Source organism: Pseudomonas sp. AU12215 (assembly GCF_001675465.2).
Lineage (GTDB): Bacteria > Pseudomonadota > Gammaproteobacteria > Pseudomonadales > Pseudomonadaceae > Pseudomonas > Pseudomonas nitroreducens.
The window spans coordinates 1-15,439 of record NZ_MACM02000137.1 but is presented as its reverse complement, the minus strand read 5'-3'; the positions used below and the strand labels follow the sequence as shown (position 1 = coordinate 15,439).

Sequence of the window (15,439 nt, the reverse complement as noted above, 5' to 3'; positions counted from 1 at the left end):
CACAGCACTCCGAACGGTCCCCTCTCCCGCTGGGAGAGGGTTAGGGTGAGGGCCGGCCAAGCACACGCCTATCCCGTAGGCGCGGACTTTGTCCGCGATTCAGCCACATTGCACCGGGTTCGCGAGCAAGCTCGCTCCTACAAAAAGCCCACGCTGCAGCCCCTGTAGGAGCGAGCTTGCTCGCGAACGGCACGGCACGGCACGGCACGGCACGGCACGGCACCATCCCAACCCATCCGAACAACGCCAACCAATAAAGTCGCGCCGGCTCTATCACGCCAAGCGGCGGGGCAATTCGACAACCACCCGCAACCCACCCAGCTCACTGCTTTCCAGCTTCAGGCTGCCACCGCAGGCCGCCGCGATATCTCGCGCGATGCCCAGGCCCAGACCATGCCCGGCCACCTGCTCATCCAGCCGAGTGCCACGTTCCAACACGCTGTCTCGCTGGTCCTCGGCAATACCGGGACCATCGTCGTCCACGCTCAGCCGGTATGCGTCTGCGCCCTTCTCCACCGTCAACCGCACCTGGGCATCGGCCCATTTGCAGGCGTTGTCCAGCAGATTACCGAGCATCTCCAGCAGGTCTTCCCGGTCATACGGCAAGCGCGTGGCGGGCGGCGCCTGCCAGTCGATGGCGAGGTGATCGCCATGAATGAGCTTGAGCATGTCGCACAAGCTGGGCAACTCGGCATCACAGTCGAAGTGCGCGCCGGGTAATGCCTCGCCCACCAACCGCGCACGCCCCAGTTCGCGGGCCAGGCGCTGTTCGATCTGCTCCAACTGCTCCTGCAGCACTCGCCGCAGCTCCGGGTGATCACGCAGCTCTTCGCGTTCGGCAAGGCTGATGAGCACCGCCAGCGGGGTCTTCAGGGCATGGCCCAGGTTGCCCAGCGCATTGCGCGAGCGGCGCAGGGTATCCTCGGTGTGCTGCAGCAGGTGGTTGGTCTGTTCCACCAACGGCTCCAGCTCACGGGGCACCTGGCTGTCCAACTGGCTGCGCTGACCTTCCTGCAACTGCGCAATCTGCTGGCGTACCCGCTCCAGCGGGCGCAGGGCACGGCGCACGGTGAAGCCCTGGAACACCAGGATCAGCAGCAACGCCAGGGCTCCGGCGCCCAGGCCGATATTGCGCAGACGATTGAAGCTCTTGAGGACGGGCGTGTAGTCCTGGGCGACAACGATGCTGATTTTCTTGCCATAGCGCTTGTAGTCGCCGCGATAGACCAGCAGCCGCTGGCCTTCGGGGCCTTTCTCCAGCGACTTGGCCAGCCCCTTGTGCGAGGGCAACTGCAGCTCGTTGTCCCACAGCGATCGAGAACGCCAGGTCTGCTCGTCGAAGCGGATGACGAAGTAGCGCCCGGAGAACAGCCGCTCATAGACCGCATCGACACGCTGGCCGTCCAGCTGCAACCCCGCGGGACCACGGGTGATACCCACCAGCAGGCTTTCCGCCTCGTCCTGCAAGCCGTTCACCAGATAGCGGCGCAAGCCCTGGTCGAACAGCCAGAGGCCCGCCTGGGCCAGCACGAGACCGACCACCCCCAGTACCACACCCAGCCCAAGACCGAGCCGGCGCTGGATCGATATCAATTGGCGGCTCCGTTGCCGGTGAAGCGATAGCCCTGCCCACGACGGGTCTCGATGATCTCGCGGCCCAGCTTGCGGCGCAGGTGATTGATATGCACCTCGATGACATTGGAGTCGCGCTCGGTCTCGCCGTCATACAGGTGCTCTGCCAGATGCGACTTCGACAGCAGCTGGCCGGGATGCAGCATGAAGTACCGCAGCAGACGGAACTCGGCGGATGTCAGGTCGACTTCCTTGCCGCCCTGCTGCACGCACTGGCGCGATTCATCCAGGCTCAACCCGGCCACTTCCAGCTGGCTCTGGTTCGCCAGCCCGTGGGCGCGCCGCAGCAGCGCCTGGATACGCAGCATCAGTTCCTCAGGATGAAACGGCTTGGTCAGATAGTCGTCGGCGCCGGCCTTCAGGCCGTCGATGCGCTCGGCCCAGGAGCCCCGTGCGGTGAGAATCAGCACCGGCGTCGCCAGGCCCATGCCGCGCCACTCCTGCAGCACCTCCAGCCCGGGACGGCCCGGCAGGCCCAGGTCGAGGATCACCAGGTCGTACGGCTCGCTGGCGCCTTGCACCGCAGCGTCGCGACCGTCGGCCAGCCAGTCCACCGCATAGCCCTGGCGCGTGAGGGTCGCCAGTAGCTCGTCGGCCAGAGGTACGTGGTCTTCCACCAGCAACAGGCGCATCAGTCGTCTTCCTTATCCTTGAGGATGCGGCCGTCGCGGGCATCCAGTTCCAGTTCGCGCACCACACCGTCGACGGTGAGCAACTCCACTTCGTAAATGTAGTTGCCGTGCTCCCTCTCCAGCTCGGCTTCGAGCAGGCGCGAGCCAGGGTAGCGGCTCAGCGCGGCGGGGAGGATTTCCTCGAAGGGGCGGATCACCCCTTCCTTGCTCAGGCGCAGGGCTTCGTCCTGGCTCAGGTCATGGGCCTGCGCGGCGCCGGCCAGGGCGGTGACACCCAGGCCGAACAGCATCGCGCGCAGCAAAACGGTCTTCATCAGTCGTCCTGGTGATCGGTGAGGACTTCGCCGGTGACCGCATCCAGTTCGACATCCCACTTCACGCCTTGTGCGTCCTGGATGTCGACCTTGTAGAGATAGCGGCCATGTTCCAGCTCGAGCTCGCTATCGTACACCGAACCGCCGGCATGCTTGGTCAGCGCGGTGCGGTTGAGCTCCTCGAAATTGCGGATGGTGCCCGCATCGCGCAGGCGCAACGCCTCGTCCGGACCAATGTCATGGGCCGTGGCAACGCCGGCACCCAGCAGCAGTGCGCAGAGCGTGGTCAGGATCAGCAGCCATTTCATGAGCGTACCTCGTCAGAATTTCACTGCTGTCAGATTAAGGTGAAGGACTTAATTCAAGCTGAATCGGCAACGATCATTCACCCCGTGAAGTATCCTTGCTCCACGCGCACAGGCTCTATAATCGCGGCCTGCCATAGCGAGACCCGCATGACCACCATCCAGATCAAGACTTCCTCCCTCACCCTCAAGGCTGGAAGCCGCGCGCTCCAACGCATCCGCGAACAGGGGCTGACCCCCGCCGATGTAGGAATCCTTCCCGGTGCCGCCGGCGGGCCGAAGGCACTGGGCATCCAGGGCCTGGACCTCGCGCTGTTCGGCGAATGGTTGCCGCGAGCGCCACGTGAGCGCTCGCTGATCGGGGCGTCCATCGGCTCCTGGCGATTCGCCAGCGCCTGCCTGCCCGACCCGGCCGAAGGCATTCGCCGCCTGGGCGAGCTCTATACCCAGCAACGCTTTGCCCGCAACGCGAGCATCAGCGACGTGTCGAGGAGCTGCGCGAAAATGCTCGACGACCTGCTCGACGGCCGCGATACCAGCGTACTGGACAACCCCTGGTACCGCCTCAACGTGGTGGTGGTGAAGAGCCACGGTCGCCTCGCGCAGGACGGCAAGGCCAATCTCGGCCTGGGCCTGGGGGCGGTAATCCGCGACAACCTGGTCGGCCGCCGCCACCTGCACCGGCACTTCGAACGGCTGATCATCCATGACGCCCGCCGCGCACCGCCGCTGCAGCCGCTGTCGGACTTCCCCTCGCGCTACCTGCACCTGGACCTGGCCAACCTGCGCCACGCGCTGCTCGCCTCTGGCTCCATCCCCATGGTCATGGAAGGCGTGCGCGACATTCCCGGCGCCGGCCCCGGCACCTACCGCGACGGCGGCCTGCTGGACTATCACCTGGACCTGCCCTACCAGCCCGAAGGCGTGGTGCTCTACCCGCACTTCACCGACAAGGTCATTCCCGGCTGGTTCGACAAGGGCCTGCCCTGGCGCCGTGGTGACGCCGGACGCCTGCAGGATGTGCTGCTGCTCGCCCCGTCGAAGGAGTACCTGGCGCGCCTGCCGCACAACAAGCTGCCGGACCGCAAGGACTTCCACCGCTACATCGGCGACGACGCGGGCCGCGAGCGCTACTGGCGCAAGGCAATGGATGAAAGCCGGCGGATGGGCGACGAGTTTCTCGAACTGGCGGACAGCGGTCGGCTCGGCGAGCACCTCTTGCCGCTCTAGCCATCTCCCCGCCACCGGCGGTTCGCGAGCAGGCTCGCTCCTGCAAAAACGCACAGCAGCAACCCGCGCGCAGGAGCGGACTCCGTCCGCGATGTCTCTCCGGCCGCCCCGTTGAGAAATCTGCAGCGTGATCGGCAGACCGCAGCGACAGACTCAGCCCGGCTGCCCATCCAGCCGCGGCTTCCAGAACATCGGGCCGTAGTGCCAGGCGAACATCAGGAAAGCCACGACCCAGCAGCCAGCCGCGATGCTCAAGCCTTCCAGCGGCCACCAGATCACCAGCAGGACCCGCGCGACCACGCCAAGGTTGAGCAGAGCGAACGCCCGGGCCATTGCCTTGGGCGGCTGCAGCGGTCGCCCGGTATGGCCCAGGCTGACGCGGGCGATCATTGCCAGGATCAGACCGCCCACCCCGCCCACGGTCAGGGCGTGGATCGCCAGGCTGACGTTGAAGGTCGGCGCAAAGTTCCACAGCGCCATCCCCGCCGGGGCCAGCAGCATCCACAGGTAGGCCAGGTGCAGCGACCAGAGCAGCGGCACACCCCAGAAGCCCTTGTCGTACCAACGCCACAAGCGGATCAGGTGCCCAATCGCCAGCGCAGCAAACAGCAAGCCCACCAGCGGGTGCGGGGTCAGGCCGATACCGACTGCGGTCAGCGCCGCCACCAGCAGGGTGCCGCCCAGCAGTGAGTTATCCAGCCAGTTCCAGGCCGGCACCTGAGCGGTGCGGCCCAGCCCGCGCTGGGTGAAGAAGGGAATCACGCGACCGCCGATCAGCCCCATCAGCGCCGCCACCAGCCACAGCGCACCCAACGCGCCACCGCGCTGCCAGCTCTCGTTACCCATCCAGACGCCGGCCATCACCAGGGCATCGGCGAGCGTCAGCAGGCTCAGCACCAGGATGATCGGGTAGTTACGCTTCTGCCGGACCTGCCACAGGCTGCGGCCGATGAAGAACGCCAACGCCGGCATGAACGCCAACTCCAGCAAGGTGACCAGCCATAGCGGCGCCCCGACGAGCCAGCCCACCCGCGCCGCCAGCCAAACCAACGACAGTACCATCAACGGCTTGCCGCTGATGCCGGGGCGCCCGGTCCAGGTCTGCACGGCGGTCAGCAGGAAGCCGGCAATGATCGCCGCCGCGAAGCCGAAGAGCATTTCATGGCGATGCCAGCCCAGCCAGCCGCCCAGCGGCTGCCACGTGGGCAGCACACCGAGCAGCACGGCCGCCCAGGCCGCGATGGCGATCACCGCGAACACCGCGCCACCGAGGAAGAACGGGCGGAACCCCAGGCGCCACAAAGGCGCGATAGTCAGCAGAGCCTTTCGATCAACCAGTAACACAGCAAGCCTCCCGGCCGTCCTTGCGCATCTGATGCTGGGCTATCAGCCGCAGCACGTAGCCCAGCTTCAATAATGTGGGCCCGAGGATGGTGAAGGCATGAGCTGCGACAACGCTTTGCAGCCTCAGATGACCATCGACGAAATAGGCCCCCGCGATTCCCAGCAGCAGCAACACGAGTCCGCCAGTCAGCAGTGACCAGGACATCGACAGATTGCGTTGCGGGCAGGCGAAAAGACGTTCCATCACACACCTCCTCGGGTTGCGCCGGCCCATCGGACCGACGCCAAGGTTCAGGCCTCCAGCGCGCTGGCCGGGCCGAAGAACTCGTAGTGGGACTGTTGCTCAGGTACGCCGATCTCGCGCAGGTGACGCTTAACCTGCGCCATGAACGGCTTGGGCCCGAGGAAATAGGCGTCCAGATCGCGGTCTTCCGGCAGCCAGTCAGCCAACAGCTCCTGGCTGAGGAAGCCTTCGACGTGCGCGGCGTCCTGGGCACGCGGCTCGCTGTAGCAGAAGTAATGCTTGAGCTGCGGATGCGCGTCGGACTGCGCCTCTACCCACTCGCGGAACGCATGCACACCACCGTGGCGAGCGCAGTGGATGAAATGCACTTCGCGACCGGATTCCAGCGCCGGTTTAAGCATCGCCAGCGCCGGGGTGATACCGACCCCGGCCGTGATCAGTGCCAGCGGCTTGTCACTACTGCGCAGGACGAAATCGCCCGCAGGTGGGAACAGGTCCAGTTCATCACCGACGTTCAGGCGGTCGTGCAGGTAGCTCGAAACCTTGCCTTCGGGCTCACGCTTCACACTGATGCGGTACTCACGGCCATTCGGCGCGTCGGACAGCGAGTAGGTGCGGCGCACTTCTTCCCCGCCAATCTCCAGGGACAGTCCGATGTACTGCCCAGGCTGGAAGTCCAGCAGCGGCTCTCCATCCAGCGGCTGGAAGTAGAACGAGGTGATCTCCTCGCTCTCGGCTTCCTTGCGGGCGATGCGGAAGCGCCGGGCGCCACGCCAGCCGCCGCGCTGCTCGGCATTCTGCTGATACACCGACTCCTCGGCGCCGATCAGAATGTCCGCCAGTTGGCCGTAAGCGGCGGCCCAGGCATCGATCACTTCCTGCGTGGCGATCTCCTCGCCCAGCACTTCGCGGATCGCGCGTAGCAGGCAGGCGCCGACAATGGGGTAGTGCTCCGGCTGGATCTGCAGGGCGACGTGCTTGTTGACGATCTTCGCCACCAGCGGGCCGAGCTGCTCCAGTTCATCGATGTGGCGGGCATACATCAGCACGCCATTGGCCAGCGCGCGGGGCTGGTCCCCGGAGGCCTGGTGCGCCTGGTTGAACAGCGGACGAACTTCCGGGTACTCGCTGAGCATCATCTTGTAGAAATGCTGGGTCAGGGTCTCTCCGCCAGTCTCCAGCAGCGGGACAGTGGCCTTGACCAGGGTACGGTGTTCGTTGGACAGCATGTGGATCTCCTCGAGTTGGCCAGACAGCCAGTGGGTCTGCCTGTGCTTTCTGAAAGGTGTGCTTCAGGAAGCGTGCCAAGCTCGCAGCCCTTTATTTCCGGGCCATCCGCTTAAAAATGAGTCATAATGACCCATATCTTCTGTTATCAAAAAGACTTCATAGAGGTCAAAATGACTCGAAACCCTCTGCTAGCCACCCTCCTCCCGCTGGTCGCCGATCTGTCCCGCGAATTACCGGACGGCGAACGCTACCGCCGCCTGCTCGAAGCCCTTCGCGGCCTGCTGCCTTGCGATGCTACCGCCCTGCTGCGCCTGGAAGGCGACCAGTTGGTGCCGCTGGCCGTCGATGGACTCAGCCAGGACACCCTCGGCCGCCGCTTCAAGATCAGCGAGCACCCTCGCCTGCGCGCCCTCATCGAACATCCGGGGCCGACACACTTCGCCGCCGACTGCGGCCTGCCTGATCCCTATGACGGCCTGGTGGAGGGACTCCACGGCCACCTGGAAGTCCACGATTGCCTGGGCTGCCCACTGTTCCTCGACGGCCAACCCTGGGGCCTTCTGACCCTGGATGCGCTGGATCCTGAGCGGTTCTCCACGGGCGACCTGGACAACCTGGAGGCCTTTGCCAGCCTGGCAGCTGCCACGGTCAAGGCCAGCCAGCGCATGCTTGATCTAGCCTTGCGCGCCGACCAGGAGCAGCAGCGCGCGGATGCCTACCAACGCGCTTCTGGCGATCAGCCAAAGGAGCTGATTGGCCAGAGCAAAGCCCACCAGGCGCTGATGGGCGAAATCCAGGTGGTTGCCGGGAGCGATTTGAGCGTATTGATCACCGGGGAGACTGGTGTTGGCAAGGAACTGGTGGCCCAATCGATCCACGCCAACTCGCTGCGTCGTAGCCAGCCGCTGATCAGCCTGAACTGCGCAGCACTGCCGGAAACGCTGGTGGAAAGCGAGTTGTTTGGCCACGTTCGCGGCGCCTTTTCTGGCGCTGTGGGTGAACGACGCGGCAAGTTCGAGCTGGCCGATGGCGGCACCCTCTTCCTCGACGAAGTCGGTGAACTACCGCTGGCGATCCAGGCAAAGCTGCTGCGCGTACTGCAGAGCGGCCAACTGCAACGCCTGGGCTCTGATCGAGAGCATCACGTTGATGTGCGCCTGATCGCTGCCACCAACCGTGATCTCGCCGAAGAGGTCCGCGCCGGCCGCTTCCGTGCCGATCTGTACCACCGGCTGAGTGTCTACCCACTGCGCGTGCCGCCGCTGCGTGAAAGAGGAAACGATATCCTGCTGCTGGCGGGCTACTTCCTCGAACAGAATCGGCCGCGCCTGGGGCTGCGCAGCCTTAGACTCACGCGCGAAGCCCAGGCAGCGCTGGTTGGCTATCCGTGGCCGGGAAACGTACGGGAACTGGAGCACCTGATCGGTCGTGCCTCTCTGAAAGCGCTCGCGAATCACTCACAGCGCTCGCGCATCCTCAGCCTGGGTATCGAGGATCTGACACTCAACTCCTTGCAAAAGGGTGTCGATGAAAACCGCGCAGCAGAGACTTCGAGCGATTCGGACAGCGTGCCGACCGGCGGGCTACGCCCCGCGGTGGATGCCTTCCAGCGGCGCATGATCAGTCAGAGCCTGGAACGGCACGACGGCAACTGGGCTGCCGTCGCCCGCGACATGGGGCTGGATCGTGCCAACCTCAACCGTCTGGCCAGACGCCTGGCGATCAAATGAACCCTACCGGACCCGCACGACGCTAGGTGGGCGAAATCGTGGGCAGGCCCGGAGGGTACTCTTCTCCGATGAGGCAGCTGATGAGCTGATCAGCCCGATTGCCTCACAGGGCCATCCTCAGGTATCGGAGCGCTTACCGCGAATCAACAGGTCGACGCGGCGGTTGGGCGCGTTGCAGTTGATTCGATCGTTACGCGAACCGCCATCACACTGCACCACAGGCTCACTACTGCCATAACCTACGGCTCGAATCGCCTCGGTGCCCACGCCCAGTTGCAGCAGGACACTTTTCACCGTTTGCGCACGGGCCTCCGACAGGCGTTGATTGAACTGCGCGCTGCCGATGGGATCGGCATGCCCGCCCACTTCCACGCTTTCCACATGCTGCGACTTGATCGCTTCGGCGATCTTGCGTAGCTCCGCGTGCCCCACGTCGGTAATGTCCGAGTATCCGCTCTTGCCAAAGTGGAACAACACGTCACTGCGCAGACTCAGGTGCGTCTCGGTCTGGCAGGGCACGACCGCACTGGCGCGATTGATGACATGACGCTGCATGCGCAGGTCCTGCAACTGCCGCTCGGCACTCTGGCGAGCCTGAACCACCGGTGTGCTTGATTTCGGGTTTACCGGTACTTCGAGGAAGTAAGTCTTTCCGCCCTCGAAGACTGCCGACGCCCGAGGGTTCAGCTTGCCCTCATACAGCGGTTCATCGCCTATATAGGACTCCAGGGAGTGCTCCCCCGCCGGAATACAGAACACGGTATAGCCTCCAGGCATCAAGGCACCTTGCAGCTCGCGGTCCACATACACATTTGCACCTTGCGTACCCTGGTCGGCACCGCGGAAGAACACGACCTGGGACTGCTCCGCAACGACAGACTCCACCGGGTGGTACGCAGCACCAAAGATTGATTCGTTCTGACTGGCCAGAGCAGAGGCACTGCAACTGATGGCCACACTGAGAATGCTCAGTTGGACCGCTCTGTGCGTAGCACTGTAAATGGCATATTCCATTGAAAGACTCTCCTTCGCCTCGTTGCGAATACAACAAGGCGCGCAATTGAATTGGGGCTAGTGCCGGAGCGCGGGAGACCCGCGCTCCGGTCGACGCTTAGCCGACGAGATGGACCTGAACGTGGTCCTCGATCCACACCTCGCCAGTACCCGAGCTGTACACCTTGTAGGCGTGACCATCGTTGCCGGTGGCACTCGACTCGGTCCAGGTGATCCCGGTCTTGACCAGGTCGACGTTGCCGCTGGCGTCACCATTGACCACCAGTTGCTTCTTGCCGTCCTTGAACATCAGGTCGCTTTCACCCATCCGCAGCACGTCGTCCAGCTTGACCGTCAGGCTGTTGCCGCCATGCCCCAGGTCGAACTTCTCGAAGCTGATCACCTTGTTCTTCATGACTGCCAGATTGATGCTCAACCCCTGGCCATCGAACACCAGAGTGTCGGTCCCCGAGCCACCATTCACGCCAAGGAAATCGGTGCTGACGATGTGGATGAAGTCATTGCCCTCACCGCCGTTGGCATAGTCCAAGGTGCCGATGTTGACGATGGTGTCGTTGCCAAACCCACCAACGATGTAGTCATTGACCGGGTTGCCATGCTCGTCCTTGCCATCCGCGACGATGTAATCGTCACCGTTGGTGTACTTCTTGGTGAACGCGTCGGAAGCGGAGTAGTAGACATACATCGCCCCCGAGTCGGTCGCCGTGAAATCAGCGTTATAGGCACCGGTGGCGATATCCATCATGCCGTCGCCGTTCCAGTCGCCCATCGCCACACCGTTGCCCAATTCGAAGCCGGCGCCCTCGCCGTACAGCGCATAGCCCTTGGTCGGATCGTTGATCACATCCTTGATCGACCAGATGGTCGGCAAGCCGTGCTCGTTGCCGTAGACCACATACACCGCGCCGGAGTTATCGCCATTACCCTTGCCAGGACGGTCGGCATAACGCGCACCGATGATGAAGTCGTTGATGCCGTCACCGTTGATGTCGCCACCCGCGCGGATGCTCACGCCGAACCACTCATCCACGGTGCTCTGCGTCCATTTGCCAGTGACCGAGTTGTAGGTCGCCTTTTCGTTGAGGATCAGCGAGCCGACACTGGAGTCGAACATCGGGTTGGTGTTGAACTGCGACGGCACGCCAACAGTATTGAGTGCATCCAGGTTGATATCGCTGGTGTAACCACCCGCCTTGCCATAGATGATCCACACACGGCCCGGGTCGCCCGGCTCCGAGTAAGGCGCGCTGATGGCGAAGTCGTTGATGCCGTCACCGTTGATATCACCCAGGGCGGTAATAGTGTTGGTGGAATAATCCTGGCGCGCCGAACCCAGCCACTCGTAGTGCTGCGAGTTGATCCGGATGCCTTGATCCAGGGTCATGTTCTTGAGGTCGATTGAAGATCCCAGCCCCCCCGCCTTGCCGTAGACCAGGTAGGCGGTACCCGCAGAAGCGCCGTAGCCCTGCGACATGATGTTGTTGGCACGGGGGTCGGCGATCACGAAATCGTCGATACCGTCGCCGTTGACATCGCCGACATTGTTGATCGAGTCACCCAGATCGACTCCATTCACCTGCGACGAATTGGTAACCGTGCCGGTGAACGAGTTGGTGATCGTGGTGCCATTCACGCCCGCCGGGAAGTGCGCCCACGTCTGGCTGGAACCGGTACCAGTCGCCGGGTTGCTCCAATCCATGACGATGTTCTTGTTGACGTTGGCGCCGCCGTACAGCACGTAGCCAGCGCCACTGTTATTCGGGCCCGCTTCGCGGTTACCGAACAACAGGTCCGTGTAGCCATCGCCGTTGAAGTCGCCACCGCCACCCACGCCGATACCGTTCCAGCTGTCATAGCCCGGCGCGGACGGGTTGTTGGGGTTGACACCTGGGTTACGGATCACGAAGCCATGGGTGTTGTCGCCAGCATCGATGGTCGCAAGGTCCACCGTGCCATTGCCCCAACTATTGTTCGGCCCGCCGAAGATCACATAGATCTTGTCCGGCCAGTGCGAGGAGATGATGACATCCTTGTAACCGTCACCATTGAAGTCTCCCAGCGCGTTGATGCCGGTGCCCATGATGTCTCCGTTGTAGGCACCCGCGAAGAAGATGCCCTGGCTCGGCTTCAGGTTGGTGATGGTGTTCTGGTCCAGCACCGGCAAGCCATTCTCGCTGCCGAACAGGATCCAGGCTCCACCGTTGTTGACCCGACCCAAGGTATCGGAGTTACGTGCGGACACCAGCAGGTCATCAATGCCATCACCATTGAAGTCACCGATGTTGACCACATCCCAGCCGAACTCGAACCCTGCCTGCTTGGCGCCGTAATAGTGCTGCGGCACCGACTGGGTGATGGTCAGGATGTGGTTCTGGTCATCCAGGGAGCCCACATAGCTCGCCGAACCAGTCACGCCGGAAGCAGTGGTCGCTACCGCCTTCAGCAGGTAATCACCGTAGTGCAGCGACCACAGGTCGGTGCTCCAGGTACCATCGCTCTTAATCTTGATGCCCTGACCGTAAATGTCCTCGCCAGGATCGATCTGGTTGTTGCCGTTCTTGTCCCAGAACAGCGTAATAGTCAGATCTTCGAGCTTGTGACTACCCGACTTCACCGTACCGTTGATCGTTGGCGTCATGATCGAGGTGATGTTGTCCGTGTTGGAAACGCCGTTGTCGCTGGCAGGATCCAGGGCGAACGTCACCTTGTTGGTCGGCTGCGAGTTGTCGATGACTACCGTTTGGGTGCCAATAGGCCCAGCACTCCCCGCCGCGCTGACAACACGCGTCTCGAATGTATAGGTGCCATCCGCCAGGGACACGGCCCGGTTGTCGTAGGTCCAGCGCACGCGATCGTTGTCCAACGTCGCATCCTTCCAAGTCACACCACCATCCGACGAGAACTGGACCTTCTGGCCTAGCAACAACGCACTTTCTACTTTGCCGCTGATCAGCAACGTACGATCTTGCGTGATGTAGTCATGGTCAGAGACACCAGTGTCTTCGGTGATCTGAGTGATCTCCGATTTCATCGTTGGGATAGCTATATCCACGTTGATGACGAAGTTGCTGCTGAGCGTGCCCTGGTTGCCCGCAAGATCCTCCACGCGGGCGGTATAGGTATAGGTGTGCGCATCCTGCAGACCCGCATCCTGGTAACTCCAGGTCACCTTGTCAGCGCTCAGTGCTGCCACACCCAGGCGTTCACCATCACGGTAAACCACCACTGACTCACCTGCTGCCAATGTGCCAGTCACCGCACCGTTGAGCTTTGGATGAGTGTCGTCAGTGGTAGAGCCACTCAGGAAGTCGCCTGTCTGTGGCCCAACATCGTCAGTGTAATTGACGATGGTTGCGGTCGCGATCGGTGCAACCGTGTCTACATGGATRATGTAGTGGTTGCTTTCCTGGCTCTTGTTACCCGCACTGTTCACCACTTGGGCAACGTAGTCATAGTCGCTGCCATTGRCCAGRCCGCTATCCTTGAAGGTCCAGGTGGTGCCAGTAACATCAGCCTCACCCACCTTCTCGCCATTGCGCAGGATCACGACCTTGTCGCCCGCAGYCAGCGCCATCGAGATCGAGCCCGTCACCGTCGGGTGGGTGTCGTTGGTGTAGCCACCATTGTCCACCTTGCCCACCACCGGCAGTACGGCGTCTTCGATCGACAGGATCTGTACAGCCTGCGCTACGATGTCAGTGTTCAGCGTGAAGCCCAGGCTGTTGGAAGCCGCACTGGCATTGCCCGCCGCATCCACCACTTGCGCGTAGTAGGTGTACTGGGAGTGGTTGGACAGACTGGCATCCGTGTAGGTCCAGGTCCACACACCACCCTTGAGTTCCACCGTGGCCACGCCAATGTCCTTGGCCGGTACACTGGTGCCATCCTCCTTGACCTCCGCTCGGAAGACATGCACCTGCTCGGTGCCGCTCAGCGCGGACGAGATCGTACCGTTCAGGGTCGGCGTGTCATCGTCGGTGGTGCCACCATTGGTGATCGGCCCCGTCACATCACCTGCGTCGTCGATTGCGTTGGTCAGCACCACGGTCTGCGTCGGTGCCGACAGGTCAACGTGGATCACGTAGGCCGGCGACACCGCACCCGGGTTGCCCGCACCATCCACCACTTGCGCGGTGTAGCTGTASACCTTGCCGTCAACCAGGTTGTGGTCTTCGTAAGTCCAGGTGGTGCCCGTTACAACCGCCACTCCGATCTTCACGCCATCRCGCAGAACTTCCACGCTCTGACCAGCCGTCARCGCTTGCGAGATGGTGCCGCTGAGCGACGGRTCGGCATCGTTGGTGTAGCCATCGTTGGCTACCACACCGGTGACCGGTTCGACGTCGTCGGTGATCGCGGTGATCACTGCAGTAGTCGACGGGCCAAGCAGCTCCAGGGTCATGCTGTACGCGTTGGAGTAGCTGCCGGTGTTGCCAGCGGCATCTTCCACMCGCGCTTCGTACTTGTAGGTGTGCTGGTCTKCCARRCCCGAWTTGTCGRTGAAGCTCCAGCTGGTGCCGTTGACCGAGGCGTTGCCAACCTTCTGGCCATCGCGGTAAACCACCAGGACTTCGTTCTTCTCCAGACCCGCCGACAGCGAACCTTTCAACTCCGGCTGCGAGTCGTTGGTGCTGCCACCGTTGGGCACATCGCCAATACCCGGGGCAACATCATCGTAGATGGTGCTGATGACCACCGTTTGCGTCGGCGCMGAGGTGTCGATGTTCAGCGTGAAGTYCGCTGAGATCGCACCACGGTTGCCCGCGGCATCYTCCACWCGAGCGCTGTAGGTGTAGGCCTTGCCGTCCTGCAGACCGCTGTCCTCGAAACTCCAGTTCGTACCAGTAACAGTCGCCTCGCCGATTACCGCGCCATCGCGCAGCACCACGACTTTCTCGCCCGCCTTGAGCACRTCGGAAATCGTGCCCTCCAGCTTCGGCGTGGTGTCGTTGGTGTAGCCGTTGTTGCTCACCGCGCCGATGACCGGCAGAGCATCGTCCTGCGCGTCCACAATCACTGTCGATTGCGTCGGGGCAATGGTGTCCACGTTGAAGGYGAACGGSGTCGACTTCGGCCCTTCGTTACCCGCCGCATCCACGTCGGAGAACTGGATGCTGTGGTCGCCATCCTCCAGCTTCGGATTCGGCTCGTAGGTCCATTTGCCGTCGGCGTCTGCCTTCACACTGCCAATCAGCGTGCCATTGTCGTAGACATTGACGGTGCTGTTGGGCTCGGCAGCCGAGCCACTGAAGGTCGGCTTYGGATCGTTGGTGCTGTCACCGGCATGAATCTCGCCAGTGATCGGCGCCACGTCATCGATCACGCTTTCCAGCTTCGGTGCGTCGGTCGGCGCTGAGGTGTCCACAGTGAGGGTGAAGTTGCTGCTCACCGTGCCCTGGTTGCCCGCCTGGTCTTCCGCACGAGCGGTGTAGGTGTAGGTATGACCATCCTGCAGACCGGCATCCTGGAAGCTCCAGGTCGTCTTGTCTGCACTCAGGCTCGCAGCACCCAGACGTACGCCGTCACGGTATACCGCAATCACTTCGCCTACGCCCAGCGTACCACCCACCGTGCCATTGAGCTTCGGATGCGGGTCGTTGGTGGTCGAACCACTCAGGAAGTCGCCGGTCTGCGGCGCTACGTCGTCGGTGTAGTTGACGATGGTCGCGGTCGCGGTCGGGGCCACCGTGTCCACATGGATGATGTAGTGGTTGCTTTCCTGGCTCTTGTTACCCGCACTGTTCACCACTTGGGCAACGTAGTC

Annotated in this window: 11 protein-coding genes; 2 read left to right on the top strand and 9 right to left on the bottom strand. The window is 62.8% G+C overall.

All coding sequences use genetic code 11. From position 1 onward, the window contains the following. Window positions 1-273: 273 nt before the first annotated feature. Genes A9513_RS17725 through A9513_RS17710 form a run of 4 tightly spaced genes read right to left on the bottom strand, consistent with a single transcriptional unit; the run spans window position 274 to window position 2,886 of the window. Window positions 274-1,593, bottom strand: a complete 1,320-nt coding sequence (locus A9513_RS17725) for a sensor histidine kinase (RefSeq protein WP_065085138.1) — start codon at window positions 1,591-1,593, stop codon at window positions 274-276. Continuing rightward, window positions 1,590-2,264 carry a response regulator transcription factor gene (locus A9513_RS17720; protein ID WP_037014490.1) on the bottom strand — a complete coding sequence of 225 codons (675 nt, stop codon included), beginning with the start codon at window positions 2,262-2,264 and terminating at the stop codon, window positions 1,590-1,592. Before A9513_RS17720 ends, A9513_RS17725 begins: the two co-directional genes overlap by 4 nt. Next, complete coding sequence (locus tag A9513_RS17715; RefSeq protein ID WP_024767206.1) at window positions 2,264-2,578, bottom strand: PepSY domain-containing protein; 315 nt, start codon at window positions 2,576-2,578, stop codon at window positions 2,264-2,266. Before A9513_RS17715 ends, A9513_RS17720 begins: the two co-directional genes overlap by 1 nt. Further along, the gene (locus A9513_RS17710; RefSeq protein WP_065085137.1) at window positions 2,578-2,886 is read right to left on the bottom strand and encodes a PepSY domain-containing protein; all 309 of its coding nucleotides are present in this window, start codon (window positions 2,884-2,886) and stop codon (window positions 2,578-2,580) included. Before A9513_RS17710 ends, A9513_RS17715 begins: the two co-directional genes overlap by 1 nt. 147 nt (window positions 2,887-3,033) lie before the next feature. Here A9513_RS17710 and A9513_RS17705 point away from each other — a divergent pair, with 147 nt between their 5' ends. Beyond that, window positions 3,034-4,113, top strand: a complete 1,080-nt coding sequence (locus A9513_RS17705; protein ID WP_065085136.1) for a patatin-like phospholipase family protein — start codon at window positions 3,034-3,036, stop codon at window positions 4,111-4,113. A gap of 153 nt (window positions 4,114-4,266) precedes the next feature. On the opposite strand, the gene A9513_RS17700 is transcribed toward A9513_RS17705, so the two are convergent. From A9513_RS17700 to hmpA, 3 genes are read right to left on the bottom strand one after another with little or no spacing between them, the layout of a single operon-like run. Further along, window positions 4,267-5,457 (bottom strand): NnrS family protein, encoded by a 1,191-nt coding sequence (locus tag A9513_RS17700; protein WP_065085135.1) that lies wholly within the window; start codon window positions 5,455-5,457, stop codon window positions 4,267-4,269. Beyond that, the gene (locus tag A9513_RS17695; RefSeq protein ID WP_065085134.1) at window positions 5,444-5,701 is read right to left on the bottom strand and encodes a transmembrane sensor/regulator PpyR; all 258 of its coding nucleotides are present in this window, start codon (window positions 5,699-5,701) and stop codon (window positions 5,444-5,446) included. The genes A9513_RS17700 and A9513_RS17695 overlap by 14 nt, the downstream gene beginning before the upstream one ends. A gap of 47 nt (window positions 5,702-5,748) precedes the next feature. Continuing rightward, the gene (hmpA, locus tag A9513_RS17690; protein ID WP_024767211.1) at window positions 5,749-6,930 is read right to left on the bottom strand and encodes an NO-inducible flavohemoprotein; all 1,182 of its coding nucleotides are present in this window, start codon (window positions 6,928-6,930) and stop codon (window positions 5,749-5,751) included. Between the two features lie 171 nt (window positions 6,931-7,101). Here hmpA and norR point away from each other — a divergent pair, with 171 nt between their 5' ends. After that, window positions 7,102-8,661: a nitric oxide reductase transcriptional regulator NorR gene (gene norR, locus A9513_RS17685; protein ID WP_024767212.1), complete on the top strand. Its 1,560-nt coding sequence runs from the start codon at window positions 7,102-7,104 to the stop codon at window positions 8,659-8,661. 117 nt (window positions 8,662-8,778) lie between these two features. On the opposite strand, the gene A9513_RS17680 is transcribed toward norR, so the two are convergent. Both A9513_RS17680 and A9513_RS17675 read right to left on the bottom strand, forming a co-directional pair. Then, window positions 8,779-9,675 carry an OmpA family protein gene (locus A9513_RS17680; protein ID WP_065085133.1) on the bottom strand — a complete coding sequence of 299 codons (897 nt, stop codon included), beginning with the start codon at window positions 9,673-9,675 and terminating at the stop codon, window positions 8,779-8,781. Window positions 9,676-9,772: 97 nt separating this feature from the next. Beyond that, on the bottom strand, window positions 9,773-15,424 hold the full coding sequence (locus tag A9513_RS17675) for an Ig-like domain-containing protein (RefSeq protein WP_218060708.1): 5,652 nt from the start codon (window positions 15,422-15,424) through the stop codon (window positions 9,773-9,775). Window positions 15,425-15,439: the final 15 nt, after the last annotated feature.

What these genes read in the sequence shown, in the direction of transcription:
- A9513_RS17695 (WP_065085134.1), bottom strand. Translation starts at nt 5,701, where the DNA reads ATGGAACGTCTTTTCGCCTGCCCGCAACGCAATCTGTCGATGTCCTGG.
- A9513_RS17715 (WP_024767206.1), bottom strand. Translation starts at nt 2,578, where the DNA reads ATGAAGACCGTTTTGCTGCGCGCGATGCTGTTCGGCCTGGGTGTCACC.
- A9513_RS17680 (WP_065085133.1), bottom strand. Translation starts at nt 9,675, where the DNA reads ATGGAATATGCCATTTACAGTGCTACGCACAGAGCGGTCCAACTGAGC.
- A9513_RS17720 (WP_037014490.1), bottom strand. Translation starts at nt 2,264, where the DNA reads ATGCGCCTGTTGCTGGTGGAAGACCACGTACCTCTGGCCGACGAGCTA.
- A9513_RS17710 (WP_065085137.1), bottom strand. Translation starts at nt 2,886, where the DNA reads ATGAAATGGCTGCTGATCCTGACCACGCTCTGCGCACTGCTGCTGGGT.
- norR (WP_024767212.1), top strand. Translation starts at nt 7,102, where the DNA reads ATGACTCGAAACCCTCTGCTAGCCACCCTCCTCCCGCTGGTCGCCGAT.
- hmpA (WP_024767211.1), bottom strand. Translation starts at nt 6,930, where the DNA reads ATGCTGTCCAACGAACACCGTACCCTGGTCAAGGCCACTGTCCCGCTG.
- A9513_RS17705 (WP_065085136.1), top strand. Translation starts at nt 3,034, where the DNA reads ATGACCACCATCCAGATCAAGACTTCCTCCCTCACCCTCAAGGCTGGA.